Annotated in this window: 23 protein-coding genes and 4 tRNA genes; 8 read left to right on the forward strand and 19 right to left on the reverse strand. The window is 69.4% G+C overall.

Annotated features, from left to right (window positions below):
* Positions 1-108: 108 nt before the first annotated feature.
* The 9 genes from rpoB to ACFXOM_RS03180 form a co-directional block, all read right to left on the reverse strand.
* Positions 109-3,594 carry a DNA-directed RNA polymerase subunit beta gene (gene rpoB, locus ACFXOM_RS03140; RefSeq protein ID WP_384935225.1) on the reverse strand — a complete coding sequence of 1,162 codons (3,486 nt, stop codon included), beginning with the start codon at positions 3,592-3,594 and terminating at the stop codon, positions 109-111.
* 542 nt (positions 3,595-4,136) lie between these two features.
* Positions 4,137-4,520, reverse strand: coding sequence for a 50S ribosomal protein L7/L12 (rplL, locus tag ACFXOM_RS03145; RefSeq protein ID WP_384935223.1), 384 nt, complete (start codon positions 4,518-4,520; stop codon positions 4,137-4,139).
* Between the two features lie 111 nt (positions 4,521-4,631).
* Positions 4,632-5,162, reverse strand: a complete 531-nt coding sequence (gene rplJ, locus ACFXOM_RS03150) for a 50S ribosomal protein L10 (RefSeq protein WP_384935220.1) — start codon at positions 5,160-5,162, stop codon at positions 4,632-4,634.
* A 263-nt stretch (positions 5,163-5,425) separates the two neighbouring features.
* Positions 5,426-5,767, reverse strand: a complete 342-nt coding sequence (locus ACFXOM_RS03155; RefSeq protein WP_384935217.1) for a hypothetical protein — start codon at positions 5,765-5,767, stop codon at positions 5,426-5,428.
* Between the two features lie 74 nt (positions 5,768-5,841).
* Positions 5,842-6,564 (reverse strand): 50S ribosomal protein L1, encoded by a 723-nt coding sequence (gene rplA, locus ACFXOM_RS03160; RefSeq protein WP_384935215.1) that lies wholly within the window; start codon positions 6,562-6,564, stop codon positions 5,842-5,844.
* Between the two features lie 103 nt (positions 6,565-6,667).
* Entirely contained in the window at positions 6,668-7,102 is a 435-nt protein-coding gene (gene rplK / locus ACFXOM_RS03165; RefSeq protein ID WP_384935212.1) for a 50S ribosomal protein L11, read from the reverse strand.
* A 534-nt stretch (positions 7,103-7,636) separates the two neighbouring features.
* On the reverse strand, positions 7,637-8,491 hold the full coding sequence (nusG, locus tag ACFXOM_RS03170; RefSeq protein ID WP_384935209.1) for a transcription termination/antitermination protein NusG: 855 nt from the start codon (positions 8,489-8,491) through the stop codon (positions 7,637-7,639).
* 77 nt (positions 8,492-8,568) lie between these two features.
* On the reverse strand, positions 8,569-8,856 hold the full coding sequence (secE, locus tag ACFXOM_RS03175; protein WP_384935206.1) for a preprotein translocase subunit SecE: 288 nt from the start codon (positions 8,854-8,856) through the stop codon (positions 8,569-8,571).
* A 106-nt stretch (positions 8,857-8,962) separates the two neighbouring features.
* Positions 8,963-9,035 (reverse strand) — tRNA-Trp (locus ACFXOM_RS03180).
* A 236-nt stretch (positions 9,036-9,271) separates the two neighbouring features.
* Here ACFXOM_RS03180 and ACFXOM_RS03185 point away from each other — a divergent pair.
* Positions 9,272-10,498 (forward strand): pyridoxal phosphate-dependent aminotransferase, encoded by a 1,227-nt coding sequence (locus tag ACFXOM_RS03185; RefSeq protein WP_384935203.1) that lies wholly within the window; start codon positions 9,272-9,274, stop codon positions 10,496-10,498.
* Between the two features lie 125 nt (positions 10,499-10,623).
* Positions 10,624-11,685 (forward strand): adenosine deaminase, encoded by a 1,062-nt coding sequence (locus ACFXOM_RS03190; protein ID WP_384935200.1) that lies wholly within the window; start codon positions 10,624-10,626, stop codon positions 11,683-11,685.
* A 219-nt stretch (positions 11,686-11,904) separates the two neighbouring features.
* Here the strand turns inward: ACFXOM_RS03190 and ACFXOM_RS03195 are convergent, their stop codons facing one another.
* The 8 genes from ACFXOM_RS03195 to ACFXOM_RS03230 form a co-directional block, all read right to left on the reverse strand.
* A complete protein-coding gene (locus ACFXOM_RS03195) occupies positions 11,905-12,960 on the reverse strand; it encodes a UDP-N-acetylmuramate dehydrogenase (protein ID WP_384935198.1) in 1,056 nt (351 codons plus the stop codon).
* Positions 12,961-13,253: 293 nt separating this feature from the next.
* Positions 13,254-14,708, reverse strand: coding sequence for a DHA2 family efflux MFS transporter permease subunit (locus tag ACFXOM_RS03200; protein WP_385036811.1), 1,455 nt, complete (start codon positions 14,706-14,708; stop codon positions 13,254-13,256).
* A gap of 87 nt (positions 14,709-14,795) precedes the next feature.
* Complete coding sequence (locus ACFXOM_RS03205) at positions 14,796-15,356, reverse strand: TetR/AcrR family transcriptional regulator (RefSeq protein WP_384935192.1); 561 nt, start codon at positions 15,354-15,356, stop codon at positions 14,796-14,798.
* Between the two features lie 253 nt (positions 15,357-15,609).
* On the reverse strand, positions 15,610-16,038 hold the full coding sequence (locus tag ACFXOM_RS03210; RefSeq protein WP_384935189.1) for a MaoC family dehydratase: 429 nt from the start codon (positions 16,036-16,038) through the stop codon (positions 15,610-15,612).
* A complete protein-coding gene (locus ACFXOM_RS03215) occupies positions 16,038-16,490 on the reverse strand; it encodes a MaoC family dehydratase N-terminal domain-containing protein (RefSeq protein ID WP_384935186.1) in 453 nt (150 codons plus the stop codon). The genes ACFXOM_RS03210 and ACFXOM_RS03215 overlap by 1 nt, the downstream gene beginning before the upstream one ends.
* Before the next feature lie 91 nt (positions 16,491-16,581).
* Positions 16,582-16,746, reverse strand: coding sequence for a 50S ribosomal protein L33 (gene rpmG / locus ACFXOM_RS03220; protein ID WP_003948671.1), 165 nt, complete (start codon positions 16,744-16,746; stop codon positions 16,582-16,584).
* Between the two features lie 119 nt (positions 16,747-16,865).
* Positions 16,866-16,938, reverse strand: a tRNA-Met gene (locus ACFXOM_RS03225).
* A gap of 47 nt (positions 16,939-16,985) precedes the next feature.
* Positions 16,986-17,058 (reverse strand) — tRNA-Thr (locus tag ACFXOM_RS03230).
* 254 nt (positions 17,059-17,312) lie between these two features.
* Between ACFXOM_RS03230 and ACFXOM_RS03235 the strand changes: the two genes are divergently transcribed.
* The 4 genes from ACFXOM_RS03235 to ACFXOM_RS03250 all read left to right on the forward strand — a co-directional run bounded on the left by ACFXOM_RS03235 (position 17,313) and on the right by ACFXOM_RS03250 (position 21,430).
* Positions 17,313-18,557, forward strand: a complete 1,245-nt coding sequence (locus tag ACFXOM_RS03235) for an amidohydrolase family protein (RefSeq protein ID WP_384935183.1) — start codon at positions 17,313-17,315, stop codon at positions 18,555-18,557.
* Between the two features lie 67 nt (positions 18,558-18,624).
* Positions 18,625-19,281, forward strand: coding sequence for an NAD(P)H-binding protein (locus tag ACFXOM_RS03240; RefSeq protein WP_384935181.1), 657 nt, complete (start codon positions 18,625-18,627; stop codon positions 19,279-19,281).
* Between the two features lie 55 nt (positions 19,282-19,336).
* Positions 19,337-19,855, forward strand: coding sequence for a GyrI-like domain-containing protein (locus ACFXOM_RS03245; protein WP_385036814.1), 519 nt, complete (start codon positions 19,337-19,339; stop codon positions 19,853-19,855).
* Positions 19,856-20,971: 1,116 nt separating this feature from the next.
* On the forward strand, positions 20,972-21,430 hold the full coding sequence (locus tag ACFXOM_RS03250) for a transglycosylase SLT domain-containing protein (RefSeq protein ID WP_384935412.1): 459 nt from the start codon (positions 20,972-20,974) through the stop codon (positions 21,428-21,430).
* 278 nt (positions 21,431-21,708) lie between these two features.
* On the opposite strand, the gene ACFXOM_RS03255 is transcribed toward ACFXOM_RS03250, so the two are convergent.
* Entirely contained in the window at positions 21,709-23,343 is a 1,635-nt protein-coding gene (locus tag ACFXOM_RS03255) for an FAD-dependent monooxygenase (protein ID WP_384935175.1), read from the reverse strand.
* A 370-nt stretch (positions 23,344-23,713) separates the two neighbouring features.
* Between ACFXOM_RS03255 and ACFXOM_RS03260 the strand changes: the two genes are divergently transcribed.
* Positions 23,714-24,151 carry a hypothetical protein gene (locus ACFXOM_RS03260; RefSeq protein ID WP_384935173.1) on the forward strand — a complete coding sequence of 146 codons (438 nt, stop codon included), beginning with the start codon at positions 23,714-23,716 and terminating at the stop codon, positions 24,149-24,151.
* 558 nt (positions 24,152-24,709) lie between these two features.
* Here ACFXOM_RS03260 and ACFXOM_RS03265 read toward each other — a convergent pair.
* Positions 24,710-24,791, reverse strand: a tRNA-Tyr gene (locus ACFXOM_RS03265).
* Between the two features lie 193 nt (positions 24,792-24,984).
* Here ACFXOM_RS03265 and ACFXOM_RS03270 point away from each other — a divergent pair.
* Complete coding sequence (locus tag ACFXOM_RS03270; protein WP_384935124.1) at positions 24,985-25,473, forward strand: YajQ family cyclic di-GMP-binding protein; 489 nt, start codon at positions 24,985-24,987, stop codon at positions 25,471-25,473.
* Positions 25,474-25,647 lie beyond the last annotated feature (174 nt).

Genomic DNA, 25,647 nt, shown 5'->3' on the forward strand with positions numbered 1-25,647 from the left:
GGTCGTGTCTCAATCAATGGTCTGATGGGGGCCCCTCCACGCCCGCCGGGGCGTAGGGGGAGGGTCCGGCGACGGCCGGGGCTCCTTGTGGGGCCCCGGCCAGGCCCGTCAGACCTCTTCGACGCTGCTCGGCTCGCGCCGGGACAGGTCGATGCCGAGCTCCTCCGCGGCGCGGAAGACGTCCTCGTCGGTGTCGCGCATCTCGATGGACATGCCGTCCGAGGACAGCACCTCCACGTTGAGGCACAGGGACTGCATCTCCTTGATGAGCACCTTGAAGGACTCGGGGATGCCGGGCTCGGGGATGTTCTCGCCCTTGACGATGGCCTCGTAGACCTTCACGCGGCCGGTGACGTCGTCGGACTTGATGGTCAGCAGCTCCTGGAGGGCGTATGCGGCGCCGTACGCCTCCAGCGCCCACACCTCCATCTCGCCGAACCGCTGGCCACCGAACTGAGCCTTACCACCCAGCGGCTGCTGGGTGATCATCGAGTACGGACCGGTCGACCGGGCGTGCAGCTTGTCGTCGACCAGGTGGTGCAGCTTGAGGATGTACATGTACCCGACCGAGATCGGGTCCGGGAACGGCTCGCCGGAGCGGCCGTCGAACAGCCGGGCCTTGCCGGACGGGAGCACCATGCGCTCGCCGTCGCGGTTCGGGATGGTGTGCTGGAGCAGACCCGCGAGCTCGTCCTCGCGAGCACCGTCGAAGACCGGGGTCGCGACGTTGGTGCCCGGTGCGACCTGGTCCGCGCCGATGGCCTGCAGGCGCTGGGCCCACTCGTCGGCGAGACCGGACACGTCCCAACCGCGGCTGGCGAGCCAGCCGAGGTGGATCTCCAGGACCTGTCCCGGGTTCATGCGGGACGGGACACCCAGCGGGTTGAGGATGATGTCGACCGGGGTGCCGTCCTCCAGGAACGGCATGTCCTCGATCGGCAGGATCTTGGAGATGACACCCTTGTTGCCGTGGCGGCCGGCGAGCTTGTCACCGTCGGTGATCTTGCGCTTCTGCGCGACGTAGACGCGCACCAGCTGGTTCACACCGGGGGGAAGCTCGTCGCCCTCCTCGCGGTCGAAGACGCGGACGCCGATGACCTTGCCGGTCTCGCCGTGCGGCACCTTCAGCGACGTGTCACGGACCTCACGGGCCTTCTCACCGAAGATCGCGCGGAGCAGGCGCTCCTCCGGGGTCAGCTCGGTCTCACCCTTCGGGGTGACCTTGCCGACCAGGATGTCGCCGGCGACGACCTCGGCACCGATGCGGATGATGCCGCGCTCGTCGAGGTCGGCGAGGACCTCCTCGGAGACGTTCGGGATGTCCCGGGTGATCTCCTCGGGGCCCAACTTGGTGTCACGGGCGTCGACCTCGTGCTCCTCGATGTGGATCGAGGAGAGGACGTCGTCCTGAACGAGGCGCTGCGACAGGATGATCGCGTCCTCGTAGTTGTGGCCCTCCCACGGCATGAACGCGACGAGCAGGTTCTTGCCGAGCGCCATCTCGCCGTTCTCGGTGGCCGGGCCGTCGGCGAGGACCTGGCCCTCGATGACCCGGTCGCCCTCGGAGACGACGACCTTCTGGTTGACCGAGGTGCCCTGGTTGGAGCGGGAGAACTTGGCGATGCGGTACGTGGTGTACGTGCCGTCGTCGTTGGCGACGGTGACGTAGTCGGCCGAAACCTCCTGGATCACACCGTCCTTCTCCGCCTTGATGACGTCGCCGGCGTCGGTGGCACAGCGGTATTCCATGCCGGTACCGACGAGCGGGGCCTCCGCCTTGATGAGCGGAACGGCCTGGCGCATCATGTTCGCGCCCATGAGGGCACGGTTGGCGTCGTCGTGCTCGAGGAACGGGATCATGGCGGTCGCGACCGACACCATCTGGCGCGGCGAGACGTCCATGTAGTCCACGTCCGAGGGCGACACGTAGTCGACCTCGCCGCCGCGGCGGCGGACGAGCACCCGGGCCTCGGAGAAGCGCAGGTCGTCATTGAGCGCGGCGTTGGCCTGCGCGATGACGAAGCGGTCCTCCTCGTCGGCGGTCAGGTAGTCCACCTCGTCGGTGACCTGGCCGTCGACGACCTTGCGGTACGGCGTCTCGACGAAGCCGAACGCGTTGACGCGGCCGTACGAGGCGAGTGAACCGATCAGACCGATGTTCGGGCCTTCGGGGGTCTCGATCGGGCACATGCGTCCGTAGTGGGACGGGTGCACGTCGCGGACCTCGAAGCCCGCCCGCTCACGGGACAGACCGCCGGGGCCCAGCGCCGACAGGCGGCGCTTGTGGGTCAGGCCCGACAGCGGGTTGTTCTGGTCCATGAACTGGGACAGCTGGCTGGTGCCGAAGAACTCCTTGATGGAGGCGACGACCGGCCGGATGTTGATCAGTGTCTGCGGCGTGATCGCTTCGACGTCCTGGGTCGTCATGCGCTCGCGCACGACGCGCTCCATACGCGCCAGACCCGTACGGACCTGGTTCTGGATGAGCTCGCCGACGTTCCGCAGACGGCGGTTGCCGAAGTGGTCGATGTCGTCGGTCTCGACGACGATCTGCGTACCGCTCTCGCCGACCGTCTCGATCTCACCGGCGTGCAGCTTGACCAGGTACTTGATGGTCGCGATGACATCGTCGGTGGTGAGCACGCCGGCGTCCAGCGGCTCGTCCGCGCCGAGCTTCTTGTTGACCTTGTAGCGGCCGACCTTGGCGAGGTCGTAGCGCTTCGGGTTGAAGTAGAGGTTCTCGAGAAGGGTCTGCGCGGCCTCACGCGTCGGGGGCTCGCCCGGGCGCAGCTTGCGGTAGATGTCCAGCAGCGCGTCGTCCTGGCCCTGGGTGTGGTCCTTCTCCAGGGTGGCGCGCATGGACTCGTACTCGCCGAACTCCTCCAGGATCTGCTCGGTGGTCCAGCCGAGCGCCTTCAGGAGGACGGTGACGGACTGCTTGCGCTTGCGGTCGATGCGAACGCCGACCATGTCGCGCTTGTCGATCTCCATCTCCAGCCAGGCACCCCGGGAAGGGATGATCTTGGCGGAGAAGATGTCCTTGTCGGACGTCTTGTCGATGGAGGAGTCGAAGTAGACACCCGGCGAGCGGACCAGCTGCGACACCACGACACGCTCGGTGCCGTTGATGACGAAGGTGCCCTTGTTGGTCATGAGCGGGAAGTCGCCCATGAAGACCGTCTGGGACTTGATCTCACCGGTCTCGTTGTTGGTGAACTCGGCCGTGACGAAGAGCGGAGCGGCGTACGTGAAGTCGCGCTCCTTGCACTCGTCGATCGAGTTCTTCGGGGGCTCGAAGCGGTGATCGCGGAAGGTCAGCGACATCGACCCGGAGAAGTCCTCGATCGGGGAGATCTCCTCGAAGATCTCCTCCAGACCGGACTTGGTGGGGACGTCCTGTCCGTTCTCCAGAGCCGCCTCGACACGAGCCTTCCAGGCCGCGTTGCCGAGCAGCCAGTCGAAGCTCTCGGTCTGCAGCGCAAGGAGGTTCGGAACCTCGAGGGGCTCTTTGATCTTTGCAAAGGAGATGCGCAGCGGGGCGGTGCTGGCACCGTTGTTCGTATTCGCGGTCGAGGCGTTGCGCGAGGCGGCCAAGAGGGGGTCCTTCCGAGGGCTCGGACTCACTACGCGCGTACCGGTCCCAAGCCGGGCACAGAGACAGAAATCCCAGGTCAGGGCTATTTCGGCCGTCGATGCTCGTGCGAGGGTATGCCCCTGGTGACGGGCAGGGGGCAGCTAACAGGCAGCGCAAAGGGTCAGTGTAGCCACTTGGCCCACTGATGTCCAGGGCGGGTTTTTCAGGACCCTCGTTGTTCTCAACTCCGCCGTATGCCGTGCGCTGGAGGCGCACACCGATACTGCCCGTTCGGCCGTCGATCCATGCCTCGAACCTGGACCGTTGTGACGACCCGTCCTGAGAATTGCGCGCTGCGTGCGGTTCGTCAAGGCCCCCCAGCCCAATCCTGGCTACTGGGATCGTCACCTGGCGCACGGCGAAGATCACCCTACTCTCCGCAGCGGACAGTGCAACACAACCACCCGGCCGCGTCATGAGACGCCGAAGGGCGACCACCCGCATGGGTGATCGCCCTTCAGTGTGCGCGCGTTACAGCGCGGGAGTCAGAAGACTCGCGAGGTCACTTGACCTCGACGGCCGCACCGGCAGCCTTGAGGGACTCGGCGGCCTTGTCAGCGGCCTCCTTGTTGACCTTCTCGAGGACCGGCTTCGGGGTGCCGTCGACGAGGTCCTTGGCCTCCTTCAGGCCCAGGGAGGTCAGCTCACGCACGACCTTGATGACCTGGATCTTCTTGTCGCCGGCGCCGGTGAGGATGACGTCGAACTCGTCCTTCTCCTCAGCAGCCTCGACCGGGGCACCCGGAACGGCGGCACCGGCAACGGCGACCGGGGCGGCAGCGGTGACGTCGAACTTGTCCTCGAACGCCTTCACGAACTCGGAGAGCTCGATGAGGGTCATCTCCTCGAACTGCGCGAGCAGGTCTTCCTGAGACAGCTTCGCCATGATGGGCGATCCTTCCACTAATTCGGCTGGTGCCGGGATGTACATAACGGCGGGCGTTACGGCCCGCTACGAGCCGCGCACTAGGCGGCGCAGCTCAATGCGCGAGCCGAATTACTCGGCACCGCCCTGCTCGGCCTGCTTGGCACGCAGCGCGTCCACGGTGCGGACGAGCTTCGACGGGAGCGCCTGGAAGAGCGCGGCAGCCTGGGACTGCTTGCCCTTCATGGCGCCCGCCAGCTTGGCGAGCAGAACCTCGCGGGACTCGAGGTCCGCAAGCTTCTTGATCTCATCGGCGGACAGCGCCTTGCCGTCAAGGACACCGCCCTTGATGATGAGGTTCGGGTTGTCCTTGGCGAAGTCACGAAGACCCTTCGCCGACTCCACCGGGTCACCGGTGATGAAGGCGACCGCCGTCGGACCAGCGAACTGGTCGTCGAGCGAAGTGATCCCGGCCTCGTTGGCCGCAATCTTGGTCAGCGTGTTCTTCACCACGGCGTACTGGGCGTTCTCACCGAGGGAACGGCGCAGCTGCTTGAGCTGGGCCACGGTGAGACCCCGGTACTCGGTCAGCACAGCGGCGTTCGAGCTGCGGAACTGGTCCGCGAGCTCGGCTACCGCGGCAGCCTTGTCGGGCCTTGCCATAGAGCGTCGGCCTCCTTCCGGGTGATGAGGACCGCTCGGAAGGGGCTGGGCAAAACGAAACGCCCCGGCGCAGGCGCACGGGGCGTGAAGCTCGACCGAAAATTCCGGGAGCTCTCTTCCACAGTCACCTGCGCGGGTCGTCCGCAGCTAGCGGATCCTTCGGCCACCGCACCCCGTACGGGGCACGGCAACGACCAGCGGTCTTTGGCTTCCGTGGAAGAGTACGGGAGTCGGTCGGCAACAGGCAAATCCGTCCGGACGACTCAGGCCTGGACGGGCTTCACCGAGCCCTTGCCGAGCTGCTCGAGCATCGTGAAGACGTCGAAGGTGTCCTCGGCAGGCGGCGCCTCGACGGTGGCCTTGGCGTCGTTGTCGGAGTGGTGGGCGGTGATGTGCACGGTGTCCTGAGGCATCTTCATGCCGACGACCACCTTCACCGGGTAGTTGTCCCCGTTGGCCCAGGCCTCGGCGTGGACCCCTCGATACCGCTCTTCTTGGCGTTGGCGACGAGGCGCTCGCGCTCCTCCTCGGAAGAGCGCGTCGAAGGACTTGTCGGCGTCGACCATCTGCTCCAAGGTCAGCGTGCCCTCTCGGGGTGCTGACACAGCCGTACGAATAAACCGGCCCCCGCGCCTCGTCAGAGGTGCGGGGGCCGGTTTACGAAAGAGAGCCGTCAGGCTCAGACCGCTGCCGGGTCCTCCTCGACGAGGAGGTTCCGGGTGCGGTTGGCGTCCAGCGGGATGCCCGGACCCATGGTGGTGGTCAGGGTCGCCTTCTTGATGTAGCGGCCCTTCGCGGCGGACGGCTTCAGACGGAGGATCTCCTCCAGCGCCGCGGCGTAGTTCTCCACCAGCTTGGTCTCGTCGAAGGAGACCTTGCCGATGATGAAGTGCAGGTTCGCGTGCTTGTCGACACGGAACTCGATCTTGCCGCCCTTGATGTCGGTGACGGCCTTGGTGACGTCCATGGTCACGGTGCCGGTCTTCGGGTTCGGCATCAGACCACGGGGACCGAGCACGCGGCCGAGGCGGCCGACCTTGCCCATGAGGTCCGGGGTGGCGACGACGGCGTCGAAGTCCAGACGGCCCTTCGCGACCTCGTCGATCAGTTCGTCGGAGCCGACGATGTCGGCGCCAGCGGCTTCCGCGGCCGCAGCACGGTCACCGGTCGCGAAGACCAGGACCCGGGCGGTCTTGCCGGTACCGTGCGGGAGGTTCACGGTGCCGCGGACCATCTGGTCGGCCTTGCGTGGGTCAACGCCCAGGCGGAAGGCGACCTCGACGGTGCCGTCGAACTTGGTGGTGGCGGTGTCCTTCGCAATACGGACGGCCTCGAGCGGGGCGTAGTTGCGCTCCCGGTCGACCTTGGCGTCCGCGGTGCGGAGAGCCTTGCTGCGCTTCACTTCTTCTCCTGTGGGAGTGACACCGTACGGCTCCGCCGCACGGCAGGTGTGGAGTTGTGGTGCGGGCCAGCGCCGGCCCTACCACAGAGGTCTTACGGGGCTGTCAGCCCTCGACCGTGATGCCCATGGAGCGGGCGGTGCCGGCGATGATCTTCTCGGCGGCTTCCAGGTCGTTGGCGTTCAGGTCGGGCATCTTGACCGAGGCGATCTCACGGACCTGGTCGCGCGTCAGCTTGGCGACCTTGGTCTTGTGCGGCTCGCCGGAGCCCGACTCCACACCCGCGGCCTTGAGGATCAGCTTGGCGGCCGGCGGAGTCTTGGTGATGAAGGTGAAGGAACGGTCCTCGTAGACCGTGATCTCCACCGGCACGACCATGCCACGCTGCGACTCGGTCGCGGCGTTGTAGGCCTTGCAGAACTCCATGATGTTGACGCCGTGCTGACCCAGCGCGGGGCCGACCGGCGGAGCCGGGTTGGCGGCGCCGGCCTGGATCTGGAGCTTGATGAGCCCCGTGACCTTCTTCTTCTTGGGAGGCATGTGCTCTCTCCGGGTCCTAGTGAGAGTTTCCGCCTTCCACCCGATCATCCGGATGGAGGCATACCGCACAACGATAGCGGGTCGGGCTGCGCGGCCAAAAACCGAGCAGGTCAGAACCGCCCGGAACGCGTTCGAGGGCCGATCCGGCCGCTCGCGGTCCCCGGTGCGTGCGGGTCCACGGAACGTGGTAACCCCAGCCTGCCACGCGGGACGGGACCGGCGCCCCCGGGTTTCCGTCAGCCGGTCCACCGTCCGCCCGCCGGCCGGGAGGCGTCGGGGCGTTCCGTGCCCTGAGGGAGCAGCCCGGAGGCCGTACCCACCAGGGTCCCCCGACCGGTCCCTCCGTGCGTGCTCGCCCCGTCTCCGCGTGCCCCACCGCCCGTCCCGACGGGCGGGACAGGCCCTGTGGTTCCCCTCGAGCCCGGGCTGAGCGGCCGTCCGGGGGCCGACGTGTGCGGACTCCCGTGCGGGCCCACACGCGGAAGAGCCCCCGACCGGCGGTGGACCGCGGTCGGGGGCTCTTCCGGATGGTGCTCAGTTCTTCTGGATCTGGTCGAAGCTCAGCTCGACCGGGGTCTCACGACCGAAGATCTCGACGAGGCCCTTGACCTTCTTCGAGTCGGCGTTGATCTCGTTGATCGTGGCCTGCAGGGTGGCGAACGGACCGTCGGTCACCGTGACGGAGTCGCCGACCTCGAAGTCCAGCACCTGGACCTCGACCTTGCGGGCCGGAGCAGGCTTGCCCTCGGCCTCGGCTGCCTCGCGGGCGGCCTTCTCCTCGGCCTCCGGAGCGAGCATCTTGACGATCTCGTCGAGGGTCAGCGGATACGGGTCGTAGGCGTTGCCGACGAAGCCGGTGACACCGGGCGTGTTGCGGACGACGCCCCAGGACTCGTTCGTCAGGTCCATGCGGACGAGCACGTACCCGGGCAGCTTGTTCTGCCGGACGTTCTTGCGCTCACCGTTCTTGATCTGGACGATCTCTTCCTCGGGCACCTCGGCCTGGTAGATGAAGTCCTCGACGTTCAGCGAGACGGCACGCTGCTCCAGGTTGGCCTTCACGCGCTTCTCGTAGCCCGCATACGTGTGGATCACGTACCACTCGCCGGGCAGGCCGCGCAGCTCGTCACGGAGGGCCGCGATCGGGTCGGCGGGAGCCTCGGGCTCCGCCTCGACGACCTCCTCGGCGGCTTCCTCGTCCTCGGCGACCTCGGCGACGGCCTCGCCCTCGACGTGCATCGCTGCTTCCTCGGCCGGCTCGCCCGCAGCGGCGTCAGCAGCTTCCGCCTGGTCCTCGTCGGCCGCCTCGACGATGTCGAGCTCGTCCTCAGCGGACTCCGCTGCGCCTACGCGCGGCTCAACGGCGTCGTTCAGGTTCGGGTCAGACACGGTGGCTGCTTCTTCCTGGATTACAGAGGGGGTGGAACGTGGCGAAAGGGGCGCCGGTGAAGGCACCCTCCGCAGGATCAGCCGAAGACGTACTTGACTGCTTGCTGGAAGCCAAAGTCAATCACGGTCACCAGGCCGATCATGATGACAACGAAGACGATCACCACCGTGGTGTACGTCGTCAACTGGCTGCGCGTGGGCCAGACGACTTTGCGCAGCTCGGCGACGATCTGGCGGTAGAAGAGCGCGAGACGGCCGAACGGGCCCTTCTTTCCGCGCTTGCCGCCCTTCCGGGCCTTCTTGCGGGACTCGGGCGCCTCGTCCTCGGCATCAGGCATGTCGATGGAGCCCACGGCGTCCGTCACGTCTCTCACCTGATTCCGGGTCGTGGCCGTGCCGCGCCCGGTCGAGCCGCACGGCGATGCATCGAAGTACGTACATGCGCACACATCCTGGCGATGGAGTGTGTAGCAGGGCCGGAGGGACTTGAACCCCCAACCGCTGGTTTTGGAGACCAGTGCTCTACCAATTGAGCTACGACCCTTTGTGGTTCCCCCCAAACCTACCCCATCGGTAGAGGTGGTCGGTGAGGGCCAACGACGAGTGAGTGTACGTGGTCAGGAGCCGTGCGTCGAACAGATAGCTCCGAGACGGTTCCTGTCCGCGTTCTCTCCGGGTGGTGCCGGCTTCTGTACGGACCGTGTCCGGGTGGCGTGAAGACCCCGTCCGCGACGCGAAACGAGTGTGCCCCGCCCAGGCGGGGTCTGGGACCATGGCCCCATGAGCGCTGCAACTCCTCCGACCGAGCGCCGGGTCTCCGCCCGCATCGGCGCGATCTCCGAGTCCGCGACCCTCGCCGTCGACGCCAAGGCCAAAGCCCTCAAGGCGGCCGGCCGTCCGGTGATCGGCTTCGGCGCCGGCGAGCCCGACTTCCCGACCCCCGACTACATCGTCGAAGCGGCGATCGAGGCCTGCAAGAACCCCAAGTACCACCGCTACACGCCGGCCGGCGGCCTGCCCGAGCTGAAGAAGGCCATCGCCGAGAAGACCCTGCGCGACTCCGGCTACGAGGTCGACCCCGCCCAGGTGCTGGTGACCAACGGCGGCAAGCAGGCGATCTACGAGGCCTTCGCGGCGATCCTCGACCCGGGCGACGAGGTCATCGTCCCCGCGCCGTACTGGACGACGTACCCCGAGTCGATCCGGCTCGCGGGCGGCGTCCCGGTGGAGGTCGTCGCCGACGAGACCACCGGCTACCGCGTGTCGGTGGAGCAATTGGAGGCGGCCCGCACGGAGAAGACCAAGGTGGTCCTCTTCGTCTCCCCGTCCAACCCGACCGGTGCGGTCTACAGCGAGGCCGACACCGAGGCGATCGGCCGCTGGGCGCTGGAACACGGCCTGTGGGTGCTGACGGACGAGATCTACGAGCACCTCGTCTACGGCGGCACGGCGTTCTCCTCGATCCCCAAGCTGGTGCCCGAGCTCCGCGAGAAGTGCATCGTCGTGAACGGCGTGGCGAAGACGTACGCGATGACCGGCTGGCGCGTGGGCTGGATCGTCGGCCCGAAGGACGTCGTCAAGGCCGCGACCAACCTGCAGTCGCACGCCACGTCCAACGTGTCCAACGTGGCGCAGGTCGCGGCGCTCGCCGCGGTCTCCGGCGACCTGGACGCGGTCGCGGCGATGCGTGAGGCGTTCGACCGCCGCCGCCAGACCATCGTGCGGATGCTCAACGAGATCGACGGGGTGGTCTGCCCCGAGCCCGAGGGCGCCTTCTACGCCTACCCGTCGGTGAAGGGCCTGCTCGGCAAGGAGATCCGCGGGAAGCGGCCGCAGACGTCCGTGGAGCTCGCCGCGCTCATCCTGGACGAGGCCGAGGTCGCCGTCGTCCCCGGCGAGGCCTTCGGCACACCGGGCTACCTGCGGCTGTCGTACGCGCTGGGCGACGAGGACCTGGTGGAGGGCGTCTCGCGGATGCAGAAGCTGCTCGCCGAGGCGCGCGACTAGGTTCCGCTTCTCGTTCGCGGGAACGGGCCCCGGCTCCGGAGCCGGGGCCCGTTCCCGCGTTCGGGCAAGGACCCGATCGGGGAAAGGGGGTGCCGTACGGGCGGGGCGTGCGGCAGGATCCTGAAATGCCCCACCCATCAGGGGGACGCCCCCCGAACGCAGCGGACGTCCGAGACCTGGCCTTGCTCCCCAAGGCCCATCTGCACCTGCACTTCACCGGATCGATGCGGCCCGCCACGCTCCTCGATCTCGCCGACAAGTACGGCGTCCACCTCCCCGACGCGCTCACCGGCGGCGAACCGCCGAAGCTCCGGGCGACGGACGAGCGAGGGTGGTTCCGCTTCCAACGGCTGTACGACATCGCCCGCTCGTGCCTGCGTGCGCCGGAGGACATCCAGCGACTGGTGCGGGAGACGGCCGAGGAAGACGTGCGGGACGGATCGAGCTGGCTCGAGATCCAGGTGGACCCGACGTCGTACGCCCCACTGCTGGGCGGTCTGATCCCTGCGCTGGAGATCATCCTGGACGCGGTGGACGACGCGGCCCGCCGGACCGGGCTCGGGATGCGCGTAGTGGTCGCCGCCAACCGCATGAAGCACCCGCTGGACGCCCGCACCCTGGCCCGGCTGGCCGTCCGGTACGCGCACCGGGGAGTCGTCGGCTTCGGGCTCTCCAACGACGAGCGGCGCGGTATGGCGCGCGACTTCGACCGGGCCTTCGCCATCGCCCGCGAGGGCGGTCTGCTCGCGGCCCCGCACGGCGGCGAACTGACCGGGCCGTCGTCGGTGCGGGATTGCCTGGACGATCTGGACGCCTCCCGGATCGGCCACGGAGTACGGGCGGCAGAAGACCCCCGGCTTTTGCGCAAGCTCGCCGACCGCGGGGTGACGTGCGAGGTGTGCCCGGCGTCCAACGTGGCACTCGGTGTCTACGAGAAGCCCGAGGACGTCCCGTTGCGGACGCTGTGGAACGCAGGCGTCCCGATGGCGCTGGGCGCGGACGACCCGCTCCTGTTCGGCTCCCGGCTGGCAGCCCAGTACGAGATCGCCCGGCGCCACCACGGCTTCACGGACGCCGAGCTCGCGGAGCTGGCACGCCAGTCGGTGCGGGCCTCCGCGGCCCCGGAGGACGTCAGGGGGAAGCTGCTGTCGGGCATCGACGACTGGCTGGCCGGTCCGGTGGCCTGAAGCGGCGGGAGGCGCGTGCCGGGCGGTGTCCCGGTGCCGCCGCGGCGGTGGCCGGGCGGAACGGCGGGGTGCGCAAGGGCCCCGGGGTTCACCACGTCGAGGCCCCGCGCCGCGCGCTTCGACGGCGGTCCTCGACCCGCTGCCCCTCGCCTGAGGTGTCGGCCTCCGGGTCGCCCCGAACGCGGGCAGGGACGGGACGGCCCGCCCGTGCCGGGCTCCTCAGAGGCTGACGCCCACCGTCACCGGCTCATTGACGAGGGTGACCCCGAATGCCTCGTGGACCCCGGCCACGACCTCGCGGGCGAGCGCCAGCAGGTCCTCGGTGGTGGCTCCGCCACGGTTGGTGAGCGCGAGCGTGTGCTTGGTGGAGATCCGGGCCGGGCCGCTGCCGTACCCCTTCGTGAATCCCGCCTTGTCGATCAGCCAGGCGGCCGAGGTCTTGGTCCGACCGTCGCCCGCGGGATAGGCGGGCGGGACGGCCCGGTCGCCGAGCCGGTCGCGCACCCGGGTGACGAAGCTCTCGTACTCCGCCGCCGTGAGGATCGGGTTGGTGAAGAACGATCCGGCCGACCAGGTGTCGTGGTCCTCTGCGTCCAGGACCATGCCCTTGCCCGCCCTCAGCTTCAGGACCGCCTCGCGCGCGACCTGCGCGGGCACTCGGTCCTCCGCCTCGACGCCGAGGGCACGGGCGGTCTCCGGGTATCTGATCGGTGCGGAGAGGCCTCCCGCGTCCTCCAGTTCGAACCGGACGCGCAGGACGACGTAGCGGTCCGGGTCGGCCTTGAAGCGGCTGTGCCGGTAGGAGAAGCCGCACGCGGCGTTCGGCAGCGTGACCGTCTCGCCGTCGCGGCGGTCGTACGCCACGACCTCGGTGATCGTGGAGGAGACCTCCTGCCCGTACGCCCCGACGTTCTGGATCGGGGTGGCACCCGCCGAACCGGGAACACCGGACATGCATTCCAGCCCGGCGAGGCCCGCCTCCACGGTTCGGGCCACGGCGTCGTCCCAGACCTCGCCCGCGGCCAGTTCCAACCTCGTGCCGTCGAGCACGAATCCGGTGGTGGCGATCTTCAGGGCGGTGCCGTCGAAGCCCTTGTCCCCGATCACCAGGTTGCTGCCGCCGCCGATGACGAGCAGCGGCGTCCCGGTGGCGTCCGCCTCCCGCACGGCGGCGACGACCTCGTCGTCGCCGGTGGCGGTCACCAGGCGGGCGGCAGGTCCGCCGAGGCGGAAGGTGGTCAGGGGGGCGAGGGGGGCGTCATGGAGTTCCTGCACGGGCACAAGGGTACGGTCCGGGGCCTTGACGGCCCGAGCCCGCCCGGGAGGAGCGTCGGGTAAGCACCGGGCGCCTTCCGGAAGGGGCGGGCCCGGGCCGCGTGCGGCCCGGGCCGGTGCGTCCGCCTCCGGTACGTCGGGTTTCCGCGGGCTGCGACGTATCCGTGGACCGCGACGTTTCCCCGGTGCGTCCTCTGCCGGCGCGTTGCCGGCGCCTCCTTCGTCGGGCTCCCGGTCGGGTCGGCCCGGGTCCGGTGGGCGCCGGAGACTGCACGTTCCTGCCGGGACCCCGTTCAGACCGGGATCCGCTCGCGTCCCTCAGCGGCGGCCGGGGCTTCCGAGAGCGCGGCGGCACCTTCGGGTGCCGCGGCCCTGCGGCGCGGTACGAGGAGGGCCACCGCCGCAGCCACCCCGACCGCTGCCGCACCGATCCACAGCGCCGGGACCGTTCCGTCGGTGAACGCCTCGGCGGACTCGAAGCCGCCCTGGGCGGAGAAGACGGAGGAGAGGATCGCCACACCGAGGGATCCGCCGACCTCACGCAGGGCGTTGTTCGCGCCGGAGGCGATGCCCTGCTCGGAGGGCTTCACGCTGGACATGACGAGGCTGGCCGCGGGGGCGAAGTACATCGCCATGCCGATTCCGCTGATGATCAGGGCCGGCAGCTGGGCCGCGTACGAGACGTCGGGGTCGAGGACCAGGGCGAAGTACCCGAGGCCCACGGCCTGCAGGGCGAGGCCCGTCACGACGACCGGCCGCCCGCCGACCCGGTCGGAGAGGTAGCCCGCGATCGGCGCGACGATCATCGGCATGCCGGTCCACGGCAGCATCCGCAGCCCGGCCTCGGTGGGCGAGTAGCCGACGATCGACTGGAGGAACTGACTCAGCAGGAAGATCGAGCCGAACATACCCAGGAACATCAACAGGCTGGCGATGTTGATCCCGAAGAACCCCCCGTCGCGGAAGAGCCGCATGGGGAGCATGGGGTGCCTGCCCTTGCTGCCGTGCAGGACGAAGGCCCCGGTCAGCAGGCCGCCCACGATCAGCCCGGTCAGGACGCGCCCGCTGGTCCAGCCGTGCGAAGGGGTGCTGACCAGGGCGTACACGATCCCGAAGAGCCCCGTGCTGACCAGGACCGTGCCGAGGACGTCCAGCCGCGCACCGGGACCGCGGGACTCGGCCAGCCGCAGCCTGGCGAGCGGTAGCAGGGCCACCCCGACGGGCACGTTCAGCCAGAAGATCCACTGCCAGGACAGGTGTTCGGTGAGTGTGCCGCCGATGAGCGGGCCGCTGGCGACGGCCAGGCCCGTGACGGCACCGAAGATGCCCAGGGCCGTGCCGCGGCGGGCAGCGGGCACGGCGGCGGTGAGGAGGGTGAGGGTCAGCGGCATCATGACCGCGGCGCCGACGCCCTGCACCGCGCGCGCGGCGATCAACTCGTTGATGCCGGGCGAGAGCGCTGCCGCGGCGGAGGCGGCCGTGAAGACCGTCAGCCCTCCGATGAAGAGCCTGCGCCGTCCGAAGCGGTCCCCGAGCGCCGCCCCGAACATCAGCAGCACGGCGAAGGTCAGCGTGTACGCGTTGACGGTCCACTCCAGGTCCTCGAGCGCGCCGCCGAGGTCCGCCCGGATGGAGGGCAGGGCGGTGGTGACGACGAGGTTGTCGAGGGCCGCCATGAAGCTGGCGACGCTGGTGATGACGAGGGCCCAGACGGCGGAGCCGCCCGCACGGGCCGTTTGCTGGTTCATGACCTTCCCCCTGATGGTTAGTTATTGCTGACTAACTTCTCTGGGCGCGGAAAACCCGCCACCCGGAGCGTGAACGGTTACGCCCTACTACGGGGCCGGGCGCTGCGCGGACGTGTAGAACCCCTCCCAGACCCGATGCCCCGCCGGGAACCCCATCGAGACGAGCGTGTTGATGAGCATGCCGTACGCCATGAACACCGTGGTTTCGTCGACGTCCGCGCCGAGCGAGAGGTGGACCGTCTCCCACAGCCTCATCCACGCGGCGCGTACGGTCTCGCCGAACTCGTGGTCCCCCGCCGCTTCGGCGGCGGCCACGGCCACGTAGGTCTGCATCTGCATCATCAGCCGCTCGGGCTGCTCGTCGATGATCCGGGTGTAGGCCGCCGCCATGGCGTGCAGGGCCTCCTCGCCCTCCAACCCCCGGCTCGCCTCCTCGAAGACCTGACACATCTCCGCCATGCAACGCTCCACCGCGGAGAGGAAGATGGCCCTCTTCCCCGGGAAGAGCCGGAAGAGGTACGGCTGCGAGACGCCCACCCGCTTGGCGATCGCCTCGGTGGACGTACCGCTGTAGCCACCGTGGGCGAACTCGGACATCGCCGCACGGACGACGCTCTCGCGCCGGTCTTCTGCACTCATCCGCACCATGGAGAGAAAGTTAGTGCTCAATAACTAACTTGGTCAAGCAGTGCGCGCGCCCTCTTGTACGGTTTGCGCCGCGCTGATCGACCCAGCAGGACGGGCCGGAAACGCGAAGGCGGAGGCTGCGACCACAGGTCGCTCCCCCGCCTCCTGCCAGCCCGCCCGAGCGGCTCGGCAGCCCGCACGGCACGGCCCCTCGACCCCGAAGGCGCCGGCCGGCCGCACGCCGAGCCGGATGCGTCAGGCGTGCGCAGGTGCGTCAGGCGAGCCGGACGACCGCCCGCGACATGCCGAGCACCTTCTGACCCGCCGACGTCGCAGTCAGGTCCACCCGCACCTGGTGGTCGTCCAGTTTCGCGGCGACCTTGCCGCTGACCTCGATGACGGCTCCGCTGTCGTCGTTGGGCACGACCACCGGCTTGGTGAAGCGGACCCCGTACTCGACGACCGCCCCCGGGTCCCCCACCCAGTCCGTCACCACGCGCGCCGCCTCGGCCATGGTGAACATGCCGTGCGCGATGACGTCCGGCAGCCCGACCTCCTTGGCGAACTTCTCGTTCCAGTGGATCGGGTTGAAGTCGCCGGAGGCCCCCGCGTACTGCACCAGCGTGGCCCGGGTCACCGGGAAGCTCCGCGCGGGGAGTTCCGTGCCGACCTCCACGTCCGCGTAAGCGATCTTCGCTGCCATCACGCCTCCTCGGCGCCGCGCGCCACGAGCTTGGTCCACGCGGTCACCACGAGCTCGCCGGCCTCGTCGTGCACCTCACCGCGGATGTCGAGGATGTCGTTGCCGGCCATCGACTTGACCGCTTCGATGGTCGAGGTGACCGTGAGCCGGTCGCCCGCCCGCACCGGACGCCGGTAGGCGAACTTCTGATCACCGTGCACCACTCGGCTGTAGTCCAGACCCAGTTGCGGGTCGGCGATGACCTCGCCCGCCGCCTTGAACGTGATGGCGAACACAAAAGTCGGCGGCGCGATCACATCGGAGTGGCCGAGCTGCTTCGCGACGTCGGGATCGGTGTACGCGGGATTCGCGTCGCCCACGGCTTCGGCGAACTCGCGGATCTTTTCCCTGCCGACCTCATACGGCGGGGTGGGCGGATAGCTCCGCCCGACGAAGGACTGGTCGAGCGCCATGGACGCGCTACCTCCTGAATTCTTGGCAGAACACCGGTACAACGACACGAGGCCGCCCCCTCGTGGGGACGGCCTCGCATTCGAGCCTGATTCAGCGCGTCTCGCGGTGCGCGGTGTGCGCGTTGCAGCGCGGGCAGTGCTTCTTCATCTCAAGACGGTCCGGGTTGTTGCGCCGGTTCTTCTTGGTGATGTAGTTCCGCTCCTTGCACTCCACGCAGGCCAGCGTGATCTTCGGGCGGACGTCGGTGGCAGCCACGTGAGTGCTCCTTGACGGACGGATGGACGGATCAGGGGCGCCGCCGGTGCCAATTGGCAGCGGGGGCGCATAAAAGAGTAGCCGATCGGAGGACCGACCCCACAATCGGCTACTGTGTGTAGCGGTGACCGGACTTGAACCGGTGACACAGCGATTATGAGCCGCTTGCTCTACCGACTGAGCTACACCGCTTCGATGCAGGATCCCCCCGCCCGAAGGCGAGGATCACCCAGCATCAGAGCCCCAATACGGAATCGAACCGTAGACCTTCTCCTTACCATGGAGACGCTCTGCCGACTGAGCTATTGGGGCGAGCGATGAAGACATTACACGGTCGGTCGCCGATCGCCCAAATCCGTTAACCGCCGTGGTGACACCGGCCTCGGGCGGTGCGCCGCCTCCGCCCCGTAGGCCACTCGTGGTCACCCCGGCACGGCTGCTGCCCGCCTCCTCGATGCACGCTCAGGGCACCCCTAGGCTCGGCCCCGCCGGGTGATCTTGATCGTCCGCCGGCCGGCCTCCCCCGCCCCGTCGCAGGCCGTCCCACCCCGCCCCTCAGGAGCGCGATGCCCGACAGCCAGGCGCAGCCGCCCGACGGCGCCACTGCAGACACCACCGCGTTGCTCCTGTGCGGGGCGCGCCTCACCGACGGCCGCACGGTCGACGTCCGGCTCAGCGGTGGACGCATCGAGGCCGTCGGCACCGCAGGCAGTCTCAGCGCGACCCCGAAGGGCCACTCCGCCCGGGTGGACCTCAGCGGCTACCTCCTGCTCCCCGCCCCCGCCGAACCCCACGCCCACAGCGACACCGCCCTCACTGCACTCACCGCCGGATCACCCGTGTCGTACGCCTCCGAGGACGTCCAGCGGCGCGCCACCGAAGCCGCCCTGCTGCAGCTCGGGCACGGCGCGACCGCGCTGCGCTCCCACGTACGGATCGGCGACGTGCAGGGGCTGGGCCCACTGGAGGCGGTCATGCAGGCACGCCGGTCGCTGCGCGGACTGGCCGAGCTGAACACCGTCGCAGCCCCCCGACTGCTCACCGGAGTTGCCGGGGCGGACGGACTGGCCATGCTGCGGGACGCCGCGAAGATGGGCGCTTCGGTGGGCGGCAGTCCGGACCTGGACCCCGACCCCGCCGGCTACACGGAGGCCGTGCTCGAGATCGCCGCCGAGCACGGATGCCCCGTGGACCTGCACACCGACGGCGACGACCCCGCCCGGCTGGCACGCCTGGCCACGATGGCGGGCGGGCTGCGGCCCGGAGTTTCGGTCGGCCCCTGCACCGGGCTGGCCCGGCTGCCCGCCCAGGTCGCGTCCCGGACTGCGGACCAGCTCGCCGCGGCCGGAGTGACGGTGGTCTGCCTGCCGCAGGGCGGCTGCGCGGGGGCGGGACTGCGCGGCGTCGCGCCGGTGCGCCTGCTGCGGCAGGCCGGTGTGCGGGTGGCCGCCGGCAGTGGGGCGATGCGCGACGTCGCCAACCCGGTGGGGCGCGGCGATCCGCTGGAGGCGGCCTTCCTCCTGACCTCACAGGGCGGGCTGTCGGCTTCCGAGGCGTACGACGCGGTCAGCTCGGCGGCCCGGGAGGTGATGGGGCTCTCCGAGGTGCGGGTGGAGGCGGGCTTCCCGGCCGAGTTGCTCGCGTTGCGCGGTGAGCAGCTCAGCGGAGTGCTGTCCCTCGCGTACAGCCGCATCGTCGTGCACCGGGGGCGCGTGGTGGCCCGCACCAGCGCAGTGCGCGAGTACTGCGACTCGGCGGCGGCCGTGGCGCTCGAACTGCCGCGCCAGGGGCGGCCGGACCCCCGCCCGTGATCGGGCCCTCGCACGCAGTCCGGGGCCTCGCGCGCGGGCCGCAGTGGACCGGCGTACGGTCGTGAGCATGCGCATTGTCATCGCTGGAGGACACGGTCAGATCGCGCTGCGGCTGGAGCGGTTGCTCTCGGCGGGCGGCCACGAGCCGGTGGGCATCATCCGTAAATCGGAGCAGGGCGCCGACCTGAGATCCGCCGGTGCGGAGCCGGTGCTGCTGGACCTGGAGTCGGCCTCGGTGGAGCAGGTGGCCGCGGTGCTGCAGGGAGCGGACGCGGCGGTGTTCGCCGCCGGAGCCGGCCCCGGTAGCGGTCCGGCCCGCAAGGACACCGTGGACAGAAGGGCGGCGATGGCGTTCGCGGACGCGGCCGAACGTGCGGGGGTGCGCCGGCACGTCGTCATCTCCGCCATGGGCGCCGACCCCGCGCGCAAGGGCGACGACGTCTTCGACGTGTACCTGCGCGCGAAGGGCGAGGCGGATGCCTACGTACAGGCCAAGAGCGGTCTCGACTGGACGATCCTGAAGCCCGGGAGGCTGACGAACGACGCCGGGACGGGGCTGGTGCGGCTGGAGGCGGAGACGGGTCCGGGCCTGGTACCGCGGGACGACGTGGCCGCGGTCGTCGCCGAACTCACCGAGACGTCCGCGACCGCGGGACTGGTCCTGGAACTCATCAGCGGCTCGGTGCCGGTCATGGTCGCGGTGAAGGACGTCGCGGGCAACTGACGTCCGGCGCAGGCGTGCGCGATGAATTCCGTCCACCGGAAGGGGCCTTGGCACCATGAAGGGACACGGCGAACACGTGGAGCACCAACCCACCGTCGTGCAACGCCCCGAACAGACCTACGTGGGCGTCAGGAGGTCCGTGCGGATGGACCGGTTCGGCCTCGTCGCCGACCGGTTCCCGGAGGTCTTCGGATGGCTACTGTCCTACGACGCCGCCCCGGTCGGAGCCCCGTTCTTCCGTTTCTACGCCATCGACACGGGCGGTGACACGCTGGTCGAGGCAGGCGTCCCCGTCAGCGCCCCTCCCGAGCCGGAGGGCGACATCGTCGTCGGCACCATCCCCGCGGGCCGCTACGCGACCCTGGTCCACGCCGGACACCCGCACGGACTGCTCGACAACATCGGGCGGCTGCGCGAATGGGCGGCGGCAAGAGGGCTGGCCTGGGACCTGATCACCGAGCCGGGCGGAGTGGAGCGCTGGGGCTGCCGGCTTGAGTCGTACCTCACGGACCCGCGGGTCGAGCCCGACATGTCCAAGTGGGAGATGGAGCTGGCCTTCCGGTTGGCCGACTGAGCCGATGGGGCCATCTGGGCCGCTTCGGCAGCTCGGGCCGCTTGGCCTCCCTGGGCGCTCGCCCGTCGACGTCCCGGAGGCACTCCGGGCGACCCCGGCAACGGGCCGCCGAGGGCATGGGCTTCGAGGACGGGAGTCTCGTCCAGGCGCGTCGACCGCTGGGGGCGTCGACACGACCGGGACCGGTGCGACCGTCGGGACCGGTGCGCTCCTCACCAGGAGGCCGCCGGACGGAGGGCACCGGGACGGAAGGCCGCCGGACGGACGGCAGTTGACTGCGGAGGCTTCCCCGGGCCACTGGTTTCCCGGGCCACAGCACGGGCGCGGCCGACAGTGCGGAGAGCACTCCGGCCCTGCCATGCCCCAAGGCGGGAAGGGGATTTGTGCGCGGCAGGCAAGGGCGGGAAATCCCCGGCGTCAACACAGGGAATAAGAAGAGGAATTGCTCGCCCGCACAGGACTGCGCGAATGAAGCACGTGCACACATAAGGGCGTCGCGGCGATCGAGAATTCCGACCGACGCCCCTTGTTGACCTTGCCGTCTCCACATCGTGCGATGGCCTCGGGCGGCTCGTGAAGCCGGACGTTCCAGGCGTACGGCCGGTGTACAGCGCCACCGAGACACCCACCCCCCCTGCGCATCGGCCGTCACCGTGCACCCGCACCCCGCTGCGGCGTCATCTGCGCCGCTCGGATCGCCCTGCACCGCGGCGGACCCCCATACACAGGGCACCGCACCCGGGGCCGCGCGCCCAGCCGAACCGCACGGCGCATCTGGCCGCCCGCCCGCCGCACCAACAGCCTCAAGGGCCTTCCCGAGGGTCCCACCGAACCCTCTCCCAGCCCTCCCGACCCTTCGAGGACAGGTCCACCAAATCAATAAAATTCCGACTTTCTGGACTCACGTGCGAGCCAGGCCCGGTTCGGCCGTGCAGTCATGCTGACGTCCCGCTTTCCCCTCAATTCCCACCCCTTGTGGCAGCAATCACAGAATTGCCCCTTGCCGTGAACGCCCTCCACTCGGATCCTGAGAAACCCCCGGCGGAAATGTCATTACTCATCAAAACCGCCTTCTACGGGATCACCATCCACAGAAATACGCGAAAGGGCGGCGCCATGCGGCTTTCCGTTCTCCCCAAGCGAGCAGCCTCCAAGGCCTTCAAGTACGGCACCGGTGGCCTCGCCGCCGCCGCGGTGCTGCTCGGCGCGAGCACTGCGGTCCTCCCCACCCCGGCATCGGCAACTCCCGCGAGCGCACACCGGATTGACGGCTGGATCAAGCACTCACTGCTGGTCATGAAGGCGAAGGGGATCCCCGGCAGCTACAACGGGATCCACCGCAACCTCATGCGCGAGTCGAGCGGCGACCCCTTCGCCATCAACCTGTGGGATTCCAACGCGAAAGCGGGAATTCCCTCCAAGGGACTCATGCAGGTCATTGACCCTACATTTCGGACATACCACGTAGATGACACCTCATGGGACATTTATGATCCGATTGCCAACATCGTGGCCGCATGCAATTACGCGAAGCACCGTTACGGGTCGATCGACAACGTGAACGGGCCCTACTGATTAGCCCACATGGGGCGTATTTGTCCGATTTAACCTCCCCTTTTTCCTTTCCCTGGTGATGCGTGACGCAGCGCACAGCACCCCCCGCACGCCGCTGTCGCCCCACGGCTGAGGGCTCCTCCTCCACCGGTGCGGGACGAGCCCTGAACGCCCGGCAACACCACCGGGCAGGCTGCCCCGGACGGCGGGCCGCCGTGGCAGGGGCGGGCAGGAGCCGCCCGGCCGGCCGAACTCGGACGCCCGTGCCGGGGTCACAGCGTGCAGGCGATGGGTTCAGGTCAGGTAAGGAACACCCGACGGAGGTGCGCGGACAGCCCGTCGGCCGTCGCGGGTGTGAGGCGCGTCCCGAGGTAACCGTCCGGGCGCACGAGGAAGGCCGTGGGCCCCACAGCCGCGTACGCACGCCGGAACTCTCCGCGGCCGTCCCGGTAGACCGGAAGCTGCGTCTCCCCGGCGTCGCCGACATCGGGGGCGAGGACCGCACAGGCCTCCACCTGTCCGCGCGTCAGGTTCCGGGCCACGACAGCCGGCTCGTCGAAGCCTGCGACCTGCCCGTCCGCGTCCGCGTAGAGCAACAGCACGTGCCCGCGGCCCCGGAGCACGTCGTACAGGCGCGAAGGGAACGTGGCGATCGTGCCGGTCAAGCCACCACAGTCCGGGGCCCGCTCACCGGGACCGGGGCCGACGCGTGCGGCGGAGCCCGGACCCACCACGGGACTGTCGGGGTACCCGACGAGCAACTGCGCCTCCCGCAGCATGAGCACGACCGGATCGGCCGGGTCCGCCTGGACGCCTTCGGTGGCGTGCCGGACGGTACGTCCCACCACCTCCTCACCGACCGGTCTGCGCTCGGCGTCGTAGCTGTCGAGCAACCGGGGGTGAGCATCACCCGTGAGGGTGAGGGCCAGCTTCCAGGCGAGGTTGTAGGCGTCCTGGATCCCGGTGTTCATTCCCTGGGCGCCCGTCGGCGGATGGATGTGCGCGGCGTCTCCCGCGACGAACGCCCGGCCGCCCCCGTAGCGGTTCACCAGGCGGTGGCTGATCCGGAAGACGGAGGACCAGCGCATGGCCGAGGCTGTGGTGGGCTGCGGCGAGAGCCGGTCGAGGACCGCCTGGACGTGCTCCAGTCCCGGAGCGCGGCCACCCTCGAGACCGTGGGCGACCTCGTCGCGCCCGTCGCCCCGGGAGCCCGTCGTGGAGAGCTCGGGCGGGACCAACATGGACATGCGGTAGCGGCAGCGCCCCGGGAGGGGGATGCAGACCAGCAGGTCATCGACCTTTCCATCGGTCCTGTGCGTGGCCCGCACGCCGTAACCGCGGGGCAAGCCCCAGTCGACCTCCACGTCCGCGAGCATGTACTCGTCGGCGAACGCACCGCCCTCGAAACTGAGGCCGAGCGCCTTGCGGACCGTGCTGTGCGCTCCGTCGCAGCCGATGAGGTAGCGGGAGCGCACGTCGCGGTCCAGCCGGCCCCCGTCCGAGGACGTCCTGATCAGACTCAGGACGCCGTCGTCGTCCTGCGTGAACGACAGCAGTTCCGTACCGCGCTCGATCACGGTCCCGAAGCGGAGGAGGTGCTCCTCGATGATGCGCTCGGTCTCGTACTGGGGCAGGGCGGCGAATCCGTAGGGGACCTCGGGCGGAAGCCTGAGGTCGATGCGCGCCTGCTCGGTCCCGTTGACGAAGATCAGCTGACCGCGCATCGGTACGGCACGTTCCAGAGCGACGTTCACCAGACCCATCCGGTCCCAGATCTCCAGGGTCCTGGGCTGTACGCCCACGGCCTTCGCGTACGGAAGCCGGGCCGGGAGCCTGTCGATGAGACGGCAGTCGACGCCGTACCGCCGCAGTTCCGCGGCCGCGGTCAACCCCACCGGACCAGCGCCCACGATCAGTACATCGGTGTCGACCACTGGTGTCTCCCGCCGGGAGGTCCTCTGCGGACGGTTCGAGGCCCCGCTCCCGACGTGGTTGCTGCCGTCGGGGACGTGGGGGCGCCGGCTCCTCCATGGTGGCCCCGCAGGACCACCCCGGCGACTCGGTGCCCTGTTGGGACCCGCCGATGCGGAGGGAGATTCGCGCTGCGTCACACCCGGGGCGAGGCCGATCCGGGGCCGCGGGTCGGCCGACGCCGGAGGTCGGCCGACGGCCCGGGGCGAACCCGCGCAGGGGCCGCCCGGGAAGGGGACCAGCCGGCCCCCGGACCGCGGAGCAGCGCCGTGAGCTCCCACAACGGCGTGATCCACTCTTGTGGGGCGGCCCACCCGCCGGAAGCATCGAGGCATGCCCGATGAGCGCTGCGTACACGAACTGGTGGTCGGACAGTGCACGGAGTGCGCGCCCGTGCCGCGGGGGCTCACCTCCCGGGTCCTCGTCACCGGCGGCGGATCGGTGTTCCACCGCGCGGCTGACTGCGCGGCACTGCGCGAGGGGCAGCTCAAAGCCCGGCGTTCCGGCCGTGACACCCACGCTCCGGAGCAGGTCCCGCTCTCCGTGGCGATGGCGGCCGGCCGCGGTGCGTGCATCCCGTGCTTCCCGGCCTACCGACCCAGTGCCGACGCGAAACCCTGCGAGGTGCTCGTGGAGGGCAGCTGGGTACCGGGGCTGCTCACCCAGTGGCGGATGGGGCCGGACCGCCGGTGGTCCGGGGTGGTGTCCTACAGCGCCGGCGGGGACCAGGTGACCGTGCTCAAAGACCAGTCGCAGCTGCGACGGGCGTGACGAGCGCGGCCGGTGCGTGTGGAACAACGACAAGGACACCGCCACGCTCAACACGCCTCAACGGCCACGGGTCGACCCCCGCTCGTACAACTCGCCCCGCGTCGACCACACGATGCGCCGGCCAACCGAGTCGCACACCGCAGTGAGCGGGGCGGGTGCTCGGCAGGCCGGCCCGTCCCTCGCCTGATTGCCCGTCAAGGAGCCGGCACACATGAGAAACCGGCCCGGGGTACGGGACGACGGCTCGGCCGCGAGGCAACGGCACCCCGGCTCCAAGGTGCTTGCCCGACCCAGGAGCAAGCGAAGAGGTCGTGGCCGCTGCCGCGGTGTCGGTCGGCGAGCTGGACGGCGGGACGATCGTGGCGTGTGAGAGCACCCTGCTCAGGACATGCAACCGGGTACTTCCGCCGCGCACCCTGTCCTCTCTCGGCGGTACACAGCCGGATCAAGGTGAGACAAACCGCTACTTTTCGCCCATCGGCCCCCTGCATGCGCCCACCAACGCAGAACCCCCCTCGAACCTGCGTTTCCGCAGTTCAGAGGGGGGTCCTCTACGCGTGGCGGCGCCAGGATTCGAACCTGGGTAGGCTAAGCCGACGGATTTACAGTCCGCTCCCATTGGCCACTCGGGCACACCGCCATGGGATGTTGCTGCAGGATGGCCGCTTTTCCGCGGTGCTCCCCGGCAACGACGTAAACGATACCTGATGCCCGGGGGTGCTCCGCCACCGGATTGATCAGCGTGGGGACCGGGGTGTGTGGCTAGGCTTTGCGGTGGCGGTCCGGGCAGCCCGGCCGTACCCCTAACCACCCCACTCAAGGAGCCACAGGACATGGCCGACTCCAGTTTCGACATCGTCTCGAAGGTCGAGCGGCAGGAGGTCGACAACGCCCTCAACCAGGCCGCCAAGGAGATCTCCCAGCGCTACGACTTCAAGGGCACCGGCGCCACGATCGAGTGGTCCGGTGACAAGATCCTCATGCAGGCGAGCGGCGAGGAGAGGGTCAAGGCGGTCCTCGACATCTTCCAGTCGAAGCTGATCAAGCGGGGCATCTCGCTGAAGGCGTTGGAGGCGGGCGAGCCGCAACTCTCCGGCAAGGAGTACAAGATCTTCGCGACCATCCAGGAGGGCATCTCCCAGGAGAACGCGAAGAAGGTCGCGAAGGCCATCCGCGACGAGGGACCCAAGGGCGTCAAGGCGCAGGTCCAGGGCGACGAGCTGCGGGTCAGCTCGAAGAGCCGCGACGACCTGCAGACCGTGATCGCGCTCCTCAAGGGCAAGGACTTCGACTTCGCGCTCCAGTTCGTGAACTACCGCTGAGCCGTCGACGCGGTTCCGGGCGTTCCGGGGGTGGCGAGGGGGGGGGAGGGGAGGGGGTTGTTGGTTGTTTTGGGGGTTGGGGGGGGGGGAGAGGAGGGGGGTGGGGTCCTTTCCGACGGCGGCCCGTCCCCGGACCGCGCACAGGTCACACGCCCCGGGGACCTCGCCCGTCAC

The sequence above is a fragment of the Streptomyces sp. NPDC059169 genome (assembly GCF_042755225.1).
GTDB lineage: Bacteria > Actinomycetota > Actinomycetes > Streptomycetales > Streptomycetaceae > Streptomyces.